This window comes from Enterococcus sp. BWR-S5, from assembly GCF_016745255.1.
GTDB lineage: Bacteria > Bacillota > Bacilli > Lactobacillales > Enterococcaceae > Enterococcus_L.
In genome coordinates, this window is record NZ_JADOEQ010000005.1 from 15,976 (window position 1) to 34,027 (window position 18,052).

The following is an 18,052-nucleotide window of genomic DNA, read 5'->3' on the forward strand; positions in this document are numbered from 1 at the left end:
GTCTTTCCGTGAAAAATAACAGGAAAGAGGTCCAACCGAAACAGCTATTCAAAGTATTGGTAAATGCCCCGTTTTCCGATGTAGAAAAGGAAATACTGACTTTTTTATATCAGCCAATTGTTGGTGCTGGTGCGTATAGTTTATTTTTGACCCTTCTGTCGGAGGTTCGTTATTCTGGTTTAAGTGAGGCACTGTTTCACAGAGAATTGATTTTGCTGCTGGATATGGGAAGTAAACAGTTGGAGGAAGCACGTACCAAGCTAGAGGGAATCGGTCTTTTAGACACCTTTGTTAAGGAGGATGCCGAGCTGGGATTCACGTATATCTACCGCTTGAATCGTCCGGAAACTGTGGAGAGCTTTTTTAAGGACGAGATATTATCCTTAACCTTATTGAACCAAGTTGGTGAGAAGAAGTTTAATCAGTTGTTTGAACGTTTTCAGCCTCAATATATTGAGCTAGATGATTATGAAAATGTTTCGTCCGGTTTTCGTGAAGCCTATAGCTTTAGAGAAGAACAGCTTATTACAGAGGCTCCCCGTTTACAGGAAATAAAGAGTACATTTGAAGACCCTGTCTCAAAAAGAGACATTTCCGTTGTGGATTCAACGGCGTTTGATTGGGAATTTTTCTTATCGCAGCTAGAGCATTTTGGTTTGAAGCTGCCTGAAAATAAGGATGGGCTGAAGGAAGAAATTTATCTATACAATCGCTTGTATGGGATGGATGAACTGGAAATGTTGGATTTTGTCAAAGATTCTTTTGATTATCATACCAATGAAATCAATCGAAGAGTTTTAAGACAGGTTATTGATCGCTCGTATCGTGAAAATAAACAGCAAAAGCCAAGCCAGGTGAAAAGAAATGATGAGGTTTTACTGACTGAAGAAGAGCAGCGCTCCTACCGTTTCAACTCGTTAAAAATGGACGGCTTCACGGAGGCGGACATTCGCTCAATTATTGACAGTGAAAGCATTCCACCGTTGAAATATCTAGCGGCTGTTCAGAAGCAGACAGGTGGCTTTGGCACAGGGCAAGAGGAACGAATTGTTGAAAATCTAGTAAGACGTTCCGGTTTGCCGAACAGTGTTATCAATATTTTGATATCCTATGTCTTGGTTATCCAAAAGCAACCAACCTTAACGAGTAGTTATGTCAATACGATTGCCAACGACTGGGCGAAAAAAGAGATTTTCTCTCCTGAAAAGGCAATGACTTATTTAAAAGAAAAGCAAACAGAAAACCAAAAGAAACGCCAGAATAGAAGCTATTCATCGAATAGGAATCAGCAAGTTGTGCGGAAAGAGAAGCTACCGGATTGGGTGGATAATCCAGTACCGGAAGAAAAGCTGTCAAGAGAAGCACAGGAAAAGCTGGATAAAGAAATGGAAGATTTTTTACGGAGACGAGGTGAACGATAATGGAAGATGTAGGAAAAGAAATGTCCAAAATCATTCGGAGCAGAGAGTTGAACGATCGTTTTAATCAATTGGTTCAAACGGTGATGGATGATCCCGATGTAAAACAGTTCATTGCTGAGCATCGAGAAAAGCTGACAGATGAGGATATTGAGAAAAGCTACTCAAAGCTTTATGAGTTTGTTCAGGAAAAGAAGAAATTCCATTTGAACGATCCGTCAATGATTGCTCCGGGCTACGAACCAAAGCTAACCTTGAATTTCCATTATATTGATGTCACTTATGTTCCAACCGAACTATTAATTGCACGTCAAAAAGAAGAAGAATTGCGCAAACGTGTCAGTGCAATGACAATGCCGAAGGATGTGCGTCAAGCAACCTTTGCAAAATTTGATCGTTCTTCCAGTGGACGTTTTGAAGCGCTAAGTGAAGCAACAAAATTTATTGATGCCTATGTTGCAGCTCCAAGGGAATTTCATAAGGGGCTATATCTACAAGGAACCTTTGGTGTGGGAAAATCGTATCTTCTCGGTGCAGTTGCCAATGAATTGGCAAAGGATGGTGTTCTAACAACAATCATCCATTTTCCAACCTTTACCGTTGAGATGAAGCAGGCGATTGCGAAGGATCTTGTAGGCCAAAAGCTTGATGCCGTGAAAAAGGCACCTGTCTTGATGATTGATGATATTGGTGCTGAGTCAATGACAAGCTGGATTAGAGATGATGTATTAAGTGTCATTCTGCAATATCGTATGCAGGAACAGCTGGTAACCTTTTTCTCTTCTAATCTGGATATGCGAGCTTTGGAAGAGCATCTGACGATTTCACAGCGTGGCGAGCAGGAGCCATTAAAAGCCAAACGAATAATGGAACGTATCCGTTATCTAGCAAAGGAAATCACCTTAAGCGGTCAGGATCGTCGGAATGGGTAATGGTTTCTATCTATAAGATGTGTAAGTCAATAAAATTATCAAAGAGTTTGGAACAAAATAAAGTTCCAAACTCTTTTCGTGTCTAAACACAGATAAACGGGGTACAAAGCTTCATCATGTTTTGATGATTAGAGCAGCAAAGTGAAAACCGTATAGGAAAAAGCAACAGTTAATCCTAATTCATACTAGCGAAATTATTTTTTAAAAAAAATAATCCCTATCTTCATACACAGATCATTCCGCTACCTTATTTGTTAAGTAGAATTGACATTTCAGAGCTAATCGCTTTTGTCTTGGGCTCTATTTTTTCATCGCTCATTTTATAATAAGAAAAATCAGTTTCATTAATTTTTCTTAATAAAACTCCGTGATTATTTACAGCAACCACTTTTGCTTTTAAAATAATAGTAGCTCGTTTAATTATGAATGTTGGGAGAGTGGAAAGATGAAAAGACTGAAAATGGTTATAGCAGCAGCTGCGATGCTTGTTTTATTAGGTGCATGCGGTCAGAAAAAAGATGCTTCAGAGGAAAGTAGTGAAACAAAGGTGTCAACAGAACAATCGACGAATCAATCAACTGAAAATAGTACTGATTCGGCAGATAAGGTTTCCGAAGTTTCTGTATTTACAGGTACGTTAACAGAGGATGCAACTGTTATGGATAATGATAATGGTATTCGAATTTCACTTAATGGAATAGAAGTGGTCTCTGATCCTGAGGCTATTTTGCCAATGATGGAAAATGATGGTGTAATATTGAATGCACAGGAGAGTCAGCTTTCAGAAGGAGTCACCGTGGATACGTTAAAAGCGGGAGATAAGATTCGTTTTACTCTTACTGGACTTCCGATAATGACTATGTCTATTCCACCTCAAATACCAGGGAATTCAATTTCATTAATCGAAAAAATAGAAGAATAATTATATGATAGCGACCCGTAATCTATTTGACCTTTATCAAATGGATTACGGTTTTTTTGTGTAATCAAGTACTGGTGAAGCAATCGAAAAATTAGCAGCTTGTTTATTCAACCGATTAAAATGCGCAGGGCTTAGTTGAGTTTAGTCCTGTAGACTGATTTCTATTTCCGACAGATTTGCTACACTGGAACATAGGAAATCAAAGGAAAATATTTTTGAAAAGCTCATAAAAAAATAGGAAGATAATGTTTGACCTTTATTGACCAATTGAGTATAATTTATTTATGAGTAGTCGTTATCTTTGAATTTTAAGAGGGACAAGCTCATAATGAACTCGAGGATAGTCAGTCATAAACTCTATTGACGGACGGAACCAGTAGTTGTTTATATTTCACTATAGCATTGAGAGAGTTCAGCTTTTTTATGTACTAAAAACCTTTGTAGGATTTATATAGATTACGATGTTTAGGAGGAAAAAATTTATGAAGATTGAAAAAATGACGACAACATTACAAGAAGCAATTGCTGAAGCGCAGAAAATTGCAGTCACACGTCGACACCAAGAGATAGATATCGCCCACTTATGGAAAATATTTTTACAGCCCAATCATTTTGGACGTAATTTTTATACAGATGCCGGCTTGGATGTGGATGCCTTTGAACGAGAGGTTGACTTGGCATTAGATGAGTATCCCAGTATAGAGGGCGGCAATGTTCAATATGGCCAGACGATGAGTCAGAACCTTTTCAATTTATTTAGTGAAGGGGACAAATTGCGAGAGGCGTTTCAAGATGAATTTCTCTCAACTGAGATTGTGGTCTTGGCATTGATGAAGCTGAAAAATTATCGTTTGACGAAATATTTGCACAGCCAAGGGATCAATGAAAAAGAATTACGAAAAAATATTGAAGCGATGAGAGGTGGGGAACGAGTGACTTCTCAAAATCAGGAAGAGCAATATAAGGCATTAGAAAAATATGGTGTTGATTTGGTTCAGCAGGTCAAAAGCGGAAAGCAAGACCCCATCATTGGTCGTGACGAAGAAATCCGTGATGTCATCCGTATTTTATCAAGAAAAACAAAGAATAACCCTGTTCTTATGGGAGAACCGGGTGTTGGTAAAACAGCGATTGTTGAAGGCTTGGCTCAGCGGATTGTTCGAAAGGATGTCCCTGAAAACCTGAAGGATAAAACAATCTTTTCTTTGGATATGGGTGCGCTAATTGCAGGGGCAAAATTCCGAGGTGAGTTTGAAGAGCGTTTAAAAGGTGTATTGAAGGAAGTGAAGAAGAGTGATGGACGAATCATTCTTTTCATTGATGAAATCCACAACATTGTTGGAGCCGGTAAAACAGAAGGAAGTATGGATGCAGGGAATTTGCTGAAGCCAATGCTTGCTCGTGGTGAGCTGCATCTAATTGGTGCGACAACCTTGGATGAATACCGCCAATACATGGAAAAGGATAAGGCTTTGGAGCGACGTTTCCAAAAGGTACTTGTCAAGGAGCCGACTGTTGAAGATACAATCAGTATCCTAAGAGGGCTAAAGGAACGCTTTGAGATTCACCATAGTGTAAACATTCATGACAATGCATTAGTTGCTGCTGCGACACTTTCAGATCGCTATATCACGGACCGATTTTTACCGGATAAGGCGATTGATTTGGTGGATGAAGCAAGTGCGACGATTCGAGTGGAAATGAATTCTATGCCGACGGAACTGGATCAGGTTACCCGTCGCTTAATGCAGCTGGAAATTGAAGAAGCTGCGTTGAAAAAAGAATCGGATGATGCCAGCAAGAAGCGTTTAAATAACCTTCAAGAAGAGCTGGCTGATTTGCGAGAAGAAGCCAATAGTATGAAGCTGCAGTGGGAAACTGAAAAAGACGAGGTTAACGCTGTTAGCAATAAGCGGGCAGAAATTGATAAAGCAAAGCACGAACTGGAAGATGCAGAAAATAACTATGACTTAGAGCGAGCAGCAGTTTTACGTCATGGTACGATTCCAGATTTGGAAAAAGAACTAAAAGAGCTGGAAGCCAAGAACAGCAACAATAATATAAAAATGGTGCAGGAAGCTGTAACAGAAAACGAGATTGCTCAGGTCGTTGGCCGCTTGACAGGTATCCCTGTAACGAAGCTGGTCGAGGGAGAGCGCGAAAAACTGATGAAGCTGAATGAGACGTTGCATAAACGTGTCATTGGTCAGCATGAAGCAGTTGATGCGGTGAGTGATGCGGTCATTCGCTCACGTGCCGGATTACAGGACCCGAACAGACCATTAGGCTCCTTCTTATTCTTAGGGCCAACAGGTGTTGGTAAAACAGAGCTGGCAAAAGCTTTGGCTGAGAATCTGTTTGACTCCGAAGAGCATATGGTTCGAATTGACATGAGTGAATATATGGAAAAGCATAGTGTTTCTCGTTTAGTTGGTGCGCCTCCGGGCTATGTCGGCTACGAAGAAGGCGGTCAGCTGACAGAAGCCGTTCGTAGAAATCCATATACCATTGTTTTATTAGATGAAATCGAAAAAGCGCATCCTGATGTGTTTAATATCTTGTTGCAGGTATTGGACGACGGTCGTTTAACAGATTCTAAAGGGCGAGTGGTAGATTTCAAGAATACAGTATTGATTATGACCAGCAATATTGGGTCACAATTGTTACTGGAAGGTGTGACTGCGGATGGCGAAATACCGGAAGCGGTGGAAGAACAGGTTCGAACGATTCTGAGAGGCAACTTCAAACCGGAATTCTTAAATCGGATTGATGATACTATTCTATTTACACCGTTGAGTCTGGAAAATGTCAAAGGAATCATTACCAAGATGACAGCACAGCTTTCTAAGCGTTTGGAGCATCAAGAAATCGAGTTGGTGATTTCAGAAGAAGCAAAAAACTGGATTGCTCAACAGGCCTATGATCCTGCATACGGTGCAAGACCACTGAAACGTTTCTTGACGAAAGAAGTGGAAACGCCGCTTGCCAAGGAGATTGTATCAGGCAGAGTGATGCCGAAAACAAAAGTGACTGTTACCTTGCTCAATGATCAATTGGTATTTGAAAACGAGGCAATCGAAGAGGTTGTTATGAGTAAGTAATAGTTGGAAGCTTAGGAGAAGCATTCGAAAGGATGTTATCTTAAGCTTTTTTTGTTGTGGTGGTTAGGGAACGGGCGTAACAAATGGCAGTATGTTGTAATCGTGCTATACTGAAAACAGAGTAATTATTGGTTCTATTAAGTAGAGGAGATGTAGGTTCACAATCTCCTAACTTTATAGAATGCCGTCGTTGAAGGGAAGATGTGTCATGGAGAAAATGAAGGAAAGAATCGTTGCTTTTGGAGATGCGATTATTGCAATTATCATTACTATTATTGTACTGGAACTGCCGATTAAGCTCTCCTCATCAGGAGAAGTGGACATGTATATTTTGTTCCGCTCAATCGGGATTTATTTTATCAGCTTTTGCTTTGTTGCTGATTTATGGTATCAGGGTGCCCAAAAGTTCAATCAGATAAAGAAGATTAAAAATAAAGATTTTGTTATCTATATGCTTTTTCTTTTTGCACTGTCTCTGGTTCCGACGTTTACCCGCTTATTGATTGAGGATACAAATAGACAGGTTGTTTTCTTTTACGGTATTCTTAGTTTTATTGTAACGTTTTTGTGGACACGCCTAATTTATTCTTTAGGAAAGCAAATCGAAGAAAAGGATAAAACTCCGGAGTTCTTTCGGAAACGTGAAAATAAGCGGCAGATGATTCTATTGGGATTCCGGTTAGTGGTCTTAGTGATAGCCTATTTTCTCCCTAAGTGGGGGCTGGTTGTCTATCTGGTACTACCAATTATTGGATTCATGCAGAATATCATTGATAAAGAAGAAGATCGTTACGTTTCTCAAATGAATGAAGAGCAAAAAGATTACTATGTCGGTGATTTGAAAAGAGAACGCGGCAGCAATGTGCGAAAATATATGGAGCTGCTTCGTTCTTCTTTGGGAGATGATTCTAAAAGTGCGGCAGATAGACAGCAATGGTGGCTGAATTTCAATAATCAATGGCAGAAGGAATTGGAGAAACAAACCATAGCTGTTGATGAAAAGATAAGTAACTCAACGAGCCAATCTGAAAAGCAGCATTTTGAAAGAGAAAAGCAACGGCTGATGATGGAGCAACAAAAGATTCAGCAAATTATGAAAAGAACCGGTGAGCGACTGAACCATCCGAGAGGAAGAAGATAAACAAAGTCCCTACAAATCAGTGATGACTAGCTGATTTGCAGGGGCTTTGTTACTTAACTGATTTCCATTAAATACTGTTCAACCTCTTCCGCAGTTAATCTGCGTATTTGCGTATTGGCAAAAGTCTGATAAGAAGTAGAACGATAGACAGGAGCATTATCGGTACATTGTTTACTGCTGTTTTTTTTCAGATAATGAGTCAGCGCTTCGTCAGAAGAAAAAATTTTATAGGATTCTCGTCCATGCTGATTTGTTAGGCAATAAATTCCGCATGCTGTACCTTCAGACACATCGGCTGTTCGTAAATAGAGCAAAGCAATTTCAAGCGAGCGAAAGGGAAAGTTCCATCGTTGAAGTCCACGTTTCTCATCTTTTTGAATACAAATGCAACGACCACAGCTTCCACAAATATACTGTTCATGCTTCTCTAAACATTCTCTCACACCATTTAATGGGGTAATCCTGTTGTGCTTACTGTAGCACTCCTTACAACTACTCATGGCACGTCCTCCTTTTGTTCATACACATCTTCATTTTTCGTTTCAAGGGCAAATTCTATTAATCTATAGCTAAAGCAGCAGCTTCACGCTGCTTTAGCTGGCGAAATGTTAAGAAACAGGCAATGGATAGTGGAATTGCGGCAAGAGCCCAGGCTAAAGGATTTGCCAGTGTCAAACCAAGAAAACCAAACTGCTTAGATAGAAGGAAGGCTGCGATGAACCGACTAATCAGCTCCATAACACCGGAAACTGTAGGAATCACGCTTTTACCAAGCCCTTGCAACGTAAAACGACAGATGAATAAGATAGATAACAGCCAATAGCTCAATCCGTTGATTTGCAAGATTTGAATGCCTAAGTTGATTACTTCGCTTTCATTGCGATTAACAAAAATACCAATCAATTCAGCGCCGAACAGCCAATTGAATGCCCCCATTACAACAGCAATGAGTAGTGAGAGCAGCAGCAGTCTTTTGAAGGCATAGCGAATGCGGTCAAATTTCTCAGCTCCAAGGTTCTGACCGGCAAAGGTAGCGAGCGCTGTTCCCAGTGCTTGGACAGGCATAGAAGAGAAGTATTCAATTTTGCCTGCTGCGGTGAAAGCAGCGACTGCGGCTGTCCCCAGCTGATTAAGAGAATATTGTAGTGCAACCTGACCTAAGCCAATAATAGAGTATTGAAAGCCCATTGGAATTCCTAAGGCCAGTTGTTTTCGTATTTCTTGTGTTTTTAAAGTAAAATCCTTCTTTTTAACCTGTAGTAACGGAAAACGATACGCAATAAATAATCCGCAGCCTATAGCTGCAACTGCTTGTGCGATAACCGTGGCAATAGCTGCACCACGCACGCCCATAGGAATGACCTGAACTAAAAACCAGTCTAGAAAGACATTCAGAATACAAGCAACAATCAAGAAGTAGAGTGGTGTTCGACTATCTCCTAAAGCTCTTAGCATATTGCTTAGCAGGTTAAAACCAAAAGCAGTAATGTTACCTAAATAAATAACTGATAAATATTGATAGGAAAGTTCCATGATTTCGGGTGGTGTCTGCATAAAGACAAGCAGCGGACGAATCGCAAGAAAACTGCCAATCGTCACAATCACAGCGATTATCAAACTAAGGAAGATACTGGTTGCAAAGCTCTCCTTCACTTTTTTCTCATCTTTACTGCCAAAATGCTGAGAAAGAATAATGGAAAACCCGGCACCACAGCCTTGTGTAAAACCCAGCACAACAAACATCAAGCTGCCTGTTGCCCCAACCGCAGCCAACTCATTGACACCGAGCAATCGTCCAACAATCATTGTATCGGCAAAATTATAGAATTGTTGAAATAAATTTCCGATAAAAATCGGAACCATGAACCATAGAATCTTTCGTATTGGCTCACCGTAAGTTAAGTCCTTTTCCATACTATTTTTCGACTCCTTTTTATCGAACCTATGTTCTTTTTCAGTCTAGCATTAGTCTGTGAGCCAGTCAAGATGGTAATGAAGGAACCATAAATTTTATGAAAAAAAGATTCATCCGGAATTTTAGCTATTTCTCGCTCGCTGTATTTGCTATGATGAATATATGTTAGATAAAGGAGCAAGTAAATGGGACAAAGAGCGAATTTGATTATTGTAGAAAATAATGAATACACCCTGTATTATGACCATTGGGCCGCCAATTCTTTGGACTCCTATCTTTTCTGGGGACCGGAACGAGCGACCGCCTTTTTTAGAGACCATGAAAAATCAGGGGAAGAATATTGGCTGGACACAGTCTGGTGTGAAGGCGGTGCTGTGATCGATTTGGATCTGAAAGTTCTGTTGTTTTTTGGCGGAGAAGATATTTACTACGATATTCCCTTGCGGAAGATGTATTTGAAGCTGCTAAAGGCGATGTGGCCGGGTTATTTGATTAAATGGGCATTCAACGGTGTCTTGGATTTGGCAGCGTATGTTAGCTACAATCAAATGGATCGATTGGGTGAGCCTACACAACCAATGAGGAAAGCGGATTTGGAAAGCTGCTTTATTGGCGCAAAAGGCAGGGAATTGGAGGGCGTACTGAGTGTCACTAATCAAAAGGTAGTATCAATACATCCTTTTTTTGGCTATGATGCCGGCAGTAATATTCTTTGGTCAGGTGAGAAGACAGGACAGAATATAAACAAACAGACTGGCCATTCGTATTTTGAGTTTCCAGATTTGTCGACAGAAAGCTATGCTGATTTTGCAAGGGAAGGAATACATTTAGATTTTGATAATCATGTGCTGTTTTATTGGTTGAATAGGCCGCTTGTCGTTCTTGAAAAGCAGTTGGAACTTCTCTGGCCAAATTGGACTATAGTGAATCTTTTGGATGATTACAAAGAGCATGAAGCGCTCACTCAGATGAAGTTGACCTTTTTTGGCTGTGATAACCAGAAGCTGATTGAACAAATTCGTAAAATTGTCTGTCGTCCTTATAGGGATGAAGCAGATACTGCGGAGAATCTAGTAGTGACGCTGGAGGAAAATGGAAAAAATGTTCAAGTCAATCCATTCATTTTTGCGACAAACCTGTTTGATATGCCAGTGGCTTTGAGGGAACAGCTATTTGCTGATATCATCAATGAAATGAAGTAAAAAGCAGTAGAAGTGGTTTTTCTACCAGTGGATAATGCTGAGATAAAAAAGCATGTAGTCTGTGAGAGAGTGTCTAATGGCATCTCTGAACACAGGAGCTACATGCTTTTTATTAAAGAAAAAGTTGGGAATTTTTTATCCCACTGAAAGAACATCCTTCAAGAAGGCCACTCTTTTCGCAATATTTTCATGTGTGATACTGCTTTCTGTTTCAGCATCATAGCAGTGAATTGTTCTCTTTGTTTCATTGAGCTCGACAGGAACGCCGGCTTGCTTCATTGCTTTGGCATACGCGATTCCTTCGTCTCTGAGGCAATCAAACTCGGCAGTTTCCATATAGGCTTTAGGAAGGTCTGCAAGAGAGCTTGCCTGAAGCGGCGAAACATAGTGAGGTGTTCCAAGGTCGCCATTCTTTAGATAGATATCCCACATCGTTCCTGAAAGGGTAGAATTCCAAATGGGTGTATCAGTAAAGGCCTTCATTGAGTCGGTGGACATACTGGCATCCGTTGTAGGGAAACACATCATCTGACCAGCAATCGCCGGACCATTTTTATCTCTTGCCATTTGAGCAACTGCAGCTGTCATGCAACCGCCGGCACTGTCTCCGCCAATCGCAATCCAATTACGATCGATGCCAAGCTCATCTGCGTGTTCCGCTGCCCATTCAAGTAAGGAGTAACAATCTGTTAAGGCGGCAGGGAAGGGATGCTCAGGTAATAAACGGTAATCGATATAAATGACTTTACAAGGAATGGAAAGCGCGTAATCACGTAATAACCCAATGTGATGAGCCATACCTGTCATTAAAAAGGCACCTGCGTGGTAAAACAAAAGGCAAGGAGAGTTTGCTGCATCTTTTAGAGTATGAGGCTCAATAATTTGTATATCACACATGTAGCCGTCAGCGCTTTGAATTTTCTTCTTGGTAACGCTTACCAAATCGTCACTTTTATTTTCTGCCCAAAGCTGACGAAGCTCTACATTTAATGCGGCGAAATCGTCTAAGGTTGCTGAATTTAGAAAATCATACTGCTCACTAATGCTGTCGAAATCTGGATGATAATCATATTTCTTAATCATAAAATCCTCCTTAGGAAATGTAATTTCTTACATGATACCATCACATTGTGAATATATCCACATAAAGAGTGGAATAATTTTTCCAATATAATAAAAGAAAGATTATAAGATAGAAATGAAAAACAAAAAGAACCGGAAAACAGTATGTCCGGTTCACTAAAATCAACTAGTAACTAATGCGCAGCCTCTTTCTGAAGCTCTGACTGTCAGGAGTTCGTGATAACGTATTATGATTTTTTTGAAGCAGTCTCTTTTCTAAATGCGTAGGCTTTAAAATATTCAGGCTTATGGCGCTGAGTAAAGCTGTAGACGGTCAAAATCAATGCACCAACTGTGTTCGTCAACAAATCACCCATCGTATCCATCAGCGCTTCTCTACCAATATAAGGTTGTCCGGCTTCAGTCATGTAACGTTGCAAATTCATATTTCCAAGACTGTCACAAAGAAATTCCCAAAATTCCCAGAAGACTCCGCAAAGGCCTGCAAAGGCAAAGCCCATCACAATGAACAGCCAGGGACTAACCTTGGAAAAATCACTGTCTTTCATGTAATAACCAATCAATGCATAACCAACGGCAACGAGTAAAATGGGACTAACCGCATGAAGAATCTTATCCCAAAAAGGAATGACGATAATCAGTCGTAAGCCGGTTCCTAAAAAAACAGAAATCCATAGGAAAAACCAGTAATAGAGACGAACGATTTTGGGAAAGACAAGTCCGGTAAATCGTGTGAAAAGAAATGGCAGAAAAATGATGGCAATACCGGCAATCATTTCTACTGTCAGCAGCTGATACTGGCTGACAGGCTCCATAATGAACATTTTAACGATGTTTACGCCTAAGGTGATAATGCCAAAAATCAGCAGGAAGAAGAAGGCTGCTCGTTCCTGTTTGTCTTCAAATTGTAGTTTCATTATATTTCCTCCTGAATAATTGCCTGTTATTTTTCAATAAATTCCTGTATAGCCTCTAAAAATGCTGCTTCTGTTGGGAAGACAGCACCGTTTAATTTTACCAGCCCTACAGTATAAAGATTTAGATAGTGGAATTGGTTTTCCGCAGTTTCTTGTAAGGCAGCCAGCTTTTGAGAATTATCAGCACCTTGTTGTCGAGTATCTGTATAGAGAGCCAATACTGGTATTTTCTTTGCGTAGGCCACTCCGATTTCGGAAGCAACACCGGCATCAATTGTCAGACCATCAAGAACAGCGACAAGCAGGTCACTTTCCAATACCTTTTCAGTATCTGCCAATGCAATCATTTTACTGTTGGCATAAGCTGTTTTGTCATTGATGGCTTCATTTTCTTGCGGTAGATAGACTTGAATATCTGAGCTTAACGCCCGAATTTCCTTAACTAAATAGTCATTATAAAGCAAATCTGCTTTGGCGAACATTGGACCAGCGAAGTAAATTTTCATGTAATAATATCCTCCTAAAAATTAAATCAATAATTGCTGCATTAAAATGTCAGTCGTTTCTTGAACCGAATGTGCTGAAACATCAATGCATGTTGTGTCTAGCTGTTGATAGAGCGGCAATCTGTTTAGACTGTTTGTCAGATTCTCAACTGCTCGTTTTCCCTGTGCGGCATCCTTCATAAAGCGTTCAGTGAGTGCCTGCTCATTGCTGATTAGTGAAAAAGAATGGAACTCAAAAGGTTCATCTAAACCATCAAGTAACTCATTGATGATTGCTTGTTCGTGCATGACCCAACAAAAAATCACTGTGTTGATTGTCGAGTTTCTCAAAAAGGAGCCAAGTAGAAACGTAATATTTTTTATGACCATCGCTTTGTTTTCTTCGTTTACGACAAATGGATGAAGGTCCCAGCACCAGTCGCCATCGAGAAATACAGACTGCGTCAGTCGGCTTGCCAATTCTTTGCTGACAGTGGTTTTGCCAATGCCCATTGGACCGCCGATAAAGATGAGCTTCTTCATTTGCGAGTACCTCCTTTAGAAATCATCACTGAAATAGGCTTCCTGGTCGGGAAGAATTCTTTCCAGTGTGTCTAAGGTTTCTTTATCAGTCTCTAATCGTTCAATACGATAAAGATAGTTTGGTCTGCGGTAGTTCATGAACAGACAAGTCAGGGTTTGAATATCTAACGTTATCGAATGACCCAAGGGCTGGTCTCCAACTGTTACTTGCCCATTTTCATCCCATTGAAGAGAAAAAATACCATTATTCCATTCTGCTACAGGATCTTTTACTACAAAATGAAAAGGAGCAGCGGTACTCTTGAATGGGTAAGAGGTCAAAAAGCCTTTAACATCAACAATTCTCGCCATAAAATAAGGTTCGATGGTTTCTTTAATTTGACTGTCCTCTAACAGAAAGGCAAGCGGTTCATTTTTGTAGATGTCTCCCTGTACCCAATAAATCATTGAGAAGTGAGCGGTGATAAAGTTCCAGAGGCCATTCCTAGCTTCTTGATTCAGATAAAACATTTCTTTGATATGAAAGACTTCTTCTGCAACCCAGTAAAACAACACACCCGTAGGCTTTTGATTGGCGTCGTAATAGATAGCTGCGGTTCGTTCTTCCTCATTTTCAAAGCGCCAGTATTCCTTCCAATTAAATTTACTACGAATCATTGCCCCGTGATTTTGTAAGGCAAATTGATCATAAACGGTAAATACATCTTCGTGATCAACTGCTGTTCGTTCAACCATTCCGGATACTTCAACAGCTTTAGGCAGCTGAGTATCTCTAATTTTGAAAGACAGCTTATCCGACATGATTTCCCAGCCTTTTCTTCGATAATAGGGGATGCTGTACGGATATAAATAGGAAATCCATTGCTTGTCTTCCTTCATTGTTTTCAGAGCCACATGAATCAGGTCTTGCATTAAGCCATGATTCGCATATTCCGGGTAGGTTCCGACACCGGTGATTCCACCCATTTCGTAGAGCGATCCATGAATGTTTACACGACAAGGGTAGATGGAAATCTGAGAAATCAGCTTATTTTCATGAAACCATCCAAACACCTTGGACAACTCAAGGATTGGTCGTTTAGAGCGGACAAACTCCCGTTTATTATCGAAGCCGCTTTCTTCTAAATCGGATTCAGTAAATTGAAAGACATAGCTGAGCAGCTCATTGAATTGGTCAAGATATTCTTCACCAACCGGCTTCAGCTTCAATTGTTTTCGAAAGTCATTCTGATCCATTTTTTTCCTCTCCAATTTCCATTTTGATTTATAACAAGTATATCAAAAAACACGAAAACATACAGAAAAGTAGTGTCTATTACAAAAATACTGGTGAAATATGCGCATGAATAGGCTTTTTCCCTTTGATTGGGAGGGAAAAGAACAGAATCGGATGAATCAGAAATGCATTTGATGAAAGTTCTTTAAATCTGTAAAAAACCTTGTTATAATGAGAACTGCTGATTGAAAAGAAATGAGGAAGACAATGAATATAAATGATATGAAGAAACGACAGGAAAAAATTCGTAATTTTTCCATTATCGCCCATATAGACCACGGAAAATCAACACTTGCGGATAGAATCTTGGAAAAAACAAATACAGTGACTTCGCGAGAAATGCAAGCCCAGCTATTGGACTCAATGGATCTTGAGCGTGAACGCGGAATCACAATTAAGCTTAACGCGGTTGAACTGAATTATACAGCTAGAGATGGCGAAACCTATATTTTCCATTTGATTGACACACCGGGACACGTCGATTTTACTTATGAAGTATCTCGAAGTCTGGCAGCCTGTGAGGGTGCTGTACTTGTTGTGGATGCGGCACAGGGAATTGAAGCGCAAACTCTTGCGAACGTTTATTTAGCATTAGATAATGACTTAGAGATTTTACCGGTTATCAACAAGATTGATTTGCCTGCTGCTGATCCGGAACGAGTTCGTCAAGAGATTGAAGATGTTATCGGAATTGATGCCAGTGAAGCTGTATTGGCAAGTGCCAAAGCAGGAATCGGGATTGAGGATATTCTTGAGCAGATTGTTGAATATGTACCTGCTCCTGCAGGAGATGTAGACGCACCGCTGAAAGCCTTGGTTTTTGACTCAGTTTATGACAGCTACCGTGGTGTCGTGTTGAATGTCCGCATCATGGATGGTGTCGTGAAGCCGGGAGATAAAATTCAAATGATGAGCAACGGCAAGACTTTTGATGTAACAGAAGTCGGAGTCTTTTCACCTAAAGGGATTGCCAGAGATTTCTTGATGGTAGGTGATGTTGGTTATATCACTGCCAGTATCAAGACGGTTCAAGATACTCGTGTCGGTGACACTGTCACTTTGGCAGACAATCCGGCAGAAGAAGCGTTGGACGGCTATCGTAAAATGAATCCGATGGTGTATTGCGGCTTATATCCAATCGATAATTCCCGTTATAATGATTTGAGGGAAGCATTAGAGAAATTACAGTTGAATGATGCAGCGTTACAGTTCGAACCAGAAACATCACAGGCTTTAGGCTTTGGGTTCCGTTGTGGTTTCTTAGGTCTCTTGCATATGGATGTTATCCAAGAGCGATTGGAAAGAGAGTTCAATCTGGAGCTTATCACGACTGCACCATCTGTTATCTATCATGTGAATAAGACAGATGGGTCATTAGTGGTCGTGGATAATCCAGCTGATTTCCCAGACCCGGGTGTGATTGATTCTGTAGAAGAGCCGTATGTAAAAGCACAGATCATGGTACCGAATGATTACGTCGGCGCAGTGATGGAGCTTTCTCAAAGAAAACGTGGCGAGTTTATCACTATGGATTATCTAGATGATTATCGTGTAAACGTGGTGTACTATATTCCGTTATCAGAAATTGTTTTTGATTTCTTTGATAAGCTCAAATCAAGCACGAAGGGCTATGCGTCACTGGATTATGAGATGAGTGACTATCGTACAAGCCGTTTAGTGAAGATGGATATTCTTTTAAATGCAGAGAAAGTGGATGCGCTAAGCTTTATCGTCCACAGAGATTTTGCTTATGAACGTGGAAAAGCAATCGTTGAAAAGCTGAGAAAGCTGATTCCAAGACAGCAATTCGAGGTGCCAATCCAAGCGGCGATTGGACAGAAAATCGTTGCTCGTTCTGATATTAAAGCTCTTCGTAAGAACGTACTGGCGAAATGTTACGGCGGTGACGTGTCTCGTAAACGTAAGCTGTTAGAGAAACAAAAAGAAGGTAAGAAGCGAATGAAACAAATTGGTTCTGTAGAAGTGCCACAGGAAGCCTTCATGGCTGTACTGAAAATGGATGAGGATGAACCGAAGAAATAGTATCAAAACTAATAACACAGGAGCAATCACCAGTTTGATGATTGCTCCTGTGTTATTGCTTTTTTTGAAAAATGGGACTGACAGGATATTCCCATCAGTCCCTAAAAGTATAGTTTTTAGATTTTATCCAAAATCAATTGAGCGCAGTCAATTTGGTTAGGAATATTGCCTTGCTCATCTTTGACACGCCAAATATCTGGTGTGATTTCATCAACGACATACATTTTTCCGTCAGCATCATACCCAATTTCAATTTTGAAATCAATGAGGGTTAGATTCATTTCCGCTAACGCATCTTTAAGAACCGCCCCAACTTTTGTTAAAATCTCAAGTGCTTCATCATATTGTCCTGGTTTTAGAATGCCTTTCATTTGGCATAGACGGTCAGTAATCAAGGGATCGCCCTGCTCATCATCCTTCAATGTCACTTCAAGATACGGCGGATCAAAAGGTAATCCTTCCGGTAAAGTAAAACGACGACACATACTACCAGCAGTGAAATAGCGCAAAACAAATTCTAAATTCGGTACCGTTAGTTGGCGAACCTTCATGATACCTTTTTCAATGTCTGCATCTAAATAGTGAGTAGGAATATCATTTTTTTCCATCAGTTCAAAGAAGTATTTAGAAACAGTCAAACCAATTTTTCCTTTGCCATCAACGCTGCCGCCAACTGTGTTAGAGCCTGGATCAAAGACACCATCTTCGCCAGTTGCGCTATCCTTAAATAATAAGTAAACCTCTTTGTTTTCTTCATCAAGTAAGACCGTTTTTGTTTTGCCGTCGTACAATTCCTTCATGTTTTTCCCGCCTTCGTTAAAATTTCTAGTATTTAAATTAATGATACCATTGGATATTTTCACTGTCGATTATTTTTCGGATTTTAGTCTAAATAAGTTGATTAAAGTTCGTGTTTAGCTCGTTATGTGTGTTTAAATCGTATTAAAAGTTTTCCTGATTGATTTTCGTTCGTGTTTTTCGAGTGTCACAAGAATTTTTTAGAGTGCTTTTCACTCCCCTGGTTTTGAAGAGGGGAAAGGAGCAGTTTTTATGTAGCGTTATTGAAAAAGATGC

15 protein-coding genes are annotated in these 18,052 nt (G+C 40.1%); 7 read left to right on the top strand and 8 right to left on the bottom strand.

Features of this window, described 5'->3' with window-relative positions; all coding sequences use genetic code 11:
- Nucleotides 1-8: 8 nt before the first annotated feature.
- The 5 genes from IW510_RS07770 to IW510_RS07790 all read left to right on the top strand — a co-directional run bounded on the left by IW510_RS07770 (nucleotide 9) and on the right by IW510_RS07790 (nucleotide 7,514).
- Nucleotides 9-1,421, top strand: coding sequence for a replication initiation and membrane attachment family protein (locus tag IW510_RS07770; RefSeq protein WP_202058345.1), 1,413 nt, complete (start codon nucleotides 9-11; stop codon nucleotides 1,419-1,421).
- Nucleotides 1,421-2,350, top strand: coding sequence for a primosomal protein DnaI (gene dnaI / locus IW510_RS07775; protein WP_202058346.1), 930 nt, complete (start codon nucleotides 1,421-1,423; stop codon nucleotides 2,348-2,350). The genes IW510_RS07770 and dnaI overlap by 1 nt, the downstream gene beginning before the upstream one ends.
- A 445-nt stretch (nucleotides 2,351-2,795) precedes the next feature.
- On the top strand, nucleotides 2,796-3,272 hold the full coding sequence (locus tag IW510_RS07780) for a hypothetical protein (RefSeq protein WP_202058347.1): 477 nt from the start codon (nucleotides 2,796-2,798) through the stop codon (nucleotides 3,270-3,272).
- A gap of 482 nt (nucleotides 3,273-3,754) precedes the next feature.
- Nucleotides 3,755-6,373: an ATP-dependent chaperone ClpB gene (clpB, locus tag IW510_RS07785; protein WP_202058348.1), complete on the top strand. Its 2,619-nt coding sequence runs from the start codon at nucleotides 3,755-3,757 to the stop codon at nucleotides 6,371-6,373.
- A 208-nt stretch (nucleotides 6,374-6,581) separates the two neighbouring features.
- Nucleotides 6,582-7,514, top strand: a complete 933-nt coding sequence (locus tag IW510_RS07790; protein WP_202058349.1) for a TMEM175 family protein — start codon at nucleotides 6,582-6,584, stop codon at nucleotides 7,512-7,514.
- Between the two features lie 53 nt (nucleotides 7,515-7,567).
- Here the strand turns inward: IW510_RS07790 and IW510_RS07795 are convergent, their stop codons facing one another.
- Together IW510_RS07795 and IW510_RS07800 are read right to left on the bottom strand one after the other, a co-directional pair.
- Entirely contained in the window at nucleotides 7,568-8,014 is a 447-nt protein-coding gene (locus IW510_RS07795; protein ID WP_202058351.1) for a hypothetical protein, read from the bottom strand.
- A 58-nt stretch (nucleotides 8,015-8,072) separates the two neighbouring features.
- Nucleotides 8,073-9,428, bottom strand: a complete 1,356-nt coding sequence (locus tag IW510_RS07800) for an MATE family efflux transporter (protein WP_202058353.1) — start codon at nucleotides 9,426-9,428, stop codon at nucleotides 8,073-8,075.
- A gap of 186 nt (nucleotides 9,429-9,614) precedes the next feature.
- Here IW510_RS07800 and IW510_RS07805 point away from each other — a divergent pair, with 186 nt between their 5' ends.
- The gene (locus tag IW510_RS07805; RefSeq protein ID WP_202058355.1) at nucleotides 9,615-10,631 is read left to right on the top strand and encodes a hypothetical protein; all 1,017 of its coding nucleotides are present in this window, start codon (nucleotides 9,615-9,617) and stop codon (nucleotides 10,629-10,631) included.
- A gap of 135 nt (nucleotides 10,632-10,766) precedes the next feature.
- Here IW510_RS07805 and IW510_RS07810 read toward each other — a convergent pair whose 3' ends face one another.
- From IW510_RS07810 to IW510_RS07830, 5 genes are all read right to left on the bottom strand, one after another.
- Entirely contained in the window at nucleotides 10,767-11,714 is a 948-nt protein-coding gene (locus IW510_RS07810; protein WP_202058357.1) for an alpha/beta hydrolase, read from the bottom strand.
- A gap of 227 nt (nucleotides 11,715-11,941) precedes the next feature.
- Nucleotides 11,942-12,631 (bottom strand): hypothetical protein, encoded by a 690-nt coding sequence (locus IW510_RS07815; RefSeq protein ID WP_202058359.1) that lies wholly within the window; start codon nucleotides 12,629-12,631, stop codon nucleotides 11,942-11,944.
- 26 nt (nucleotides 12,632-12,657) lie between these two features.
- Entirely contained in the window at nucleotides 12,658-13,137 is a 480-nt protein-coding gene (locus tag IW510_RS07820) for a nucleoside 2-deoxyribosyltransferase (RefSeq protein ID WP_202058361.1), read from the bottom strand.
- Between the two features lie 21 nt (nucleotides 13,138-13,158).
- Nucleotides 13,159-13,659 (bottom strand): AAA family ATPase, encoded by a 501-nt coding sequence (locus IW510_RS07825; RefSeq protein WP_202058363.1) that lies wholly within the window; start codon nucleotides 13,657-13,659, stop codon nucleotides 13,159-13,161.
- Between the two features lie 15 nt (nucleotides 13,660-13,674).
- Nucleotides 13,675-14,895, bottom strand: coding sequence for a GNAT family N-acetyltransferase (locus IW510_RS07830; protein WP_202058365.1), 1,221 nt, complete (start codon nucleotides 14,893-14,895; stop codon nucleotides 13,675-13,677).
- Nucleotides 14,896-15,142: 247 nt separating this feature from the next.
- Between IW510_RS07830 and lepA the strand changes: the two genes are divergently transcribed.
- Nucleotides 15,143-16,978 (top strand): translation elongation factor 4, encoded by a 1,836-nt coding sequence (gene lepA, locus IW510_RS07835; RefSeq protein WP_330932638.1) that lies wholly within the window; start codon nucleotides 15,143-15,145, stop codon nucleotides 16,976-16,978.
- A gap of 116 nt (nucleotides 16,979-17,094) precedes the next feature.
- Here lepA and IW510_RS07840 read toward each other — a convergent pair whose 3' ends face one another.
- The gene (locus IW510_RS07840) at nucleotides 17,095-17,778 is read right to left on the bottom strand and encodes a phosphoribosylaminoimidazolesuccinocarboxamide synthase (protein ID WP_202058367.1); all 684 of its coding nucleotides are present in this window, start codon (nucleotides 17,776-17,778) and stop codon (nucleotides 17,095-17,097) included.
- Nucleotides 17,779-18,052: the final 274 nt, after the last annotated feature.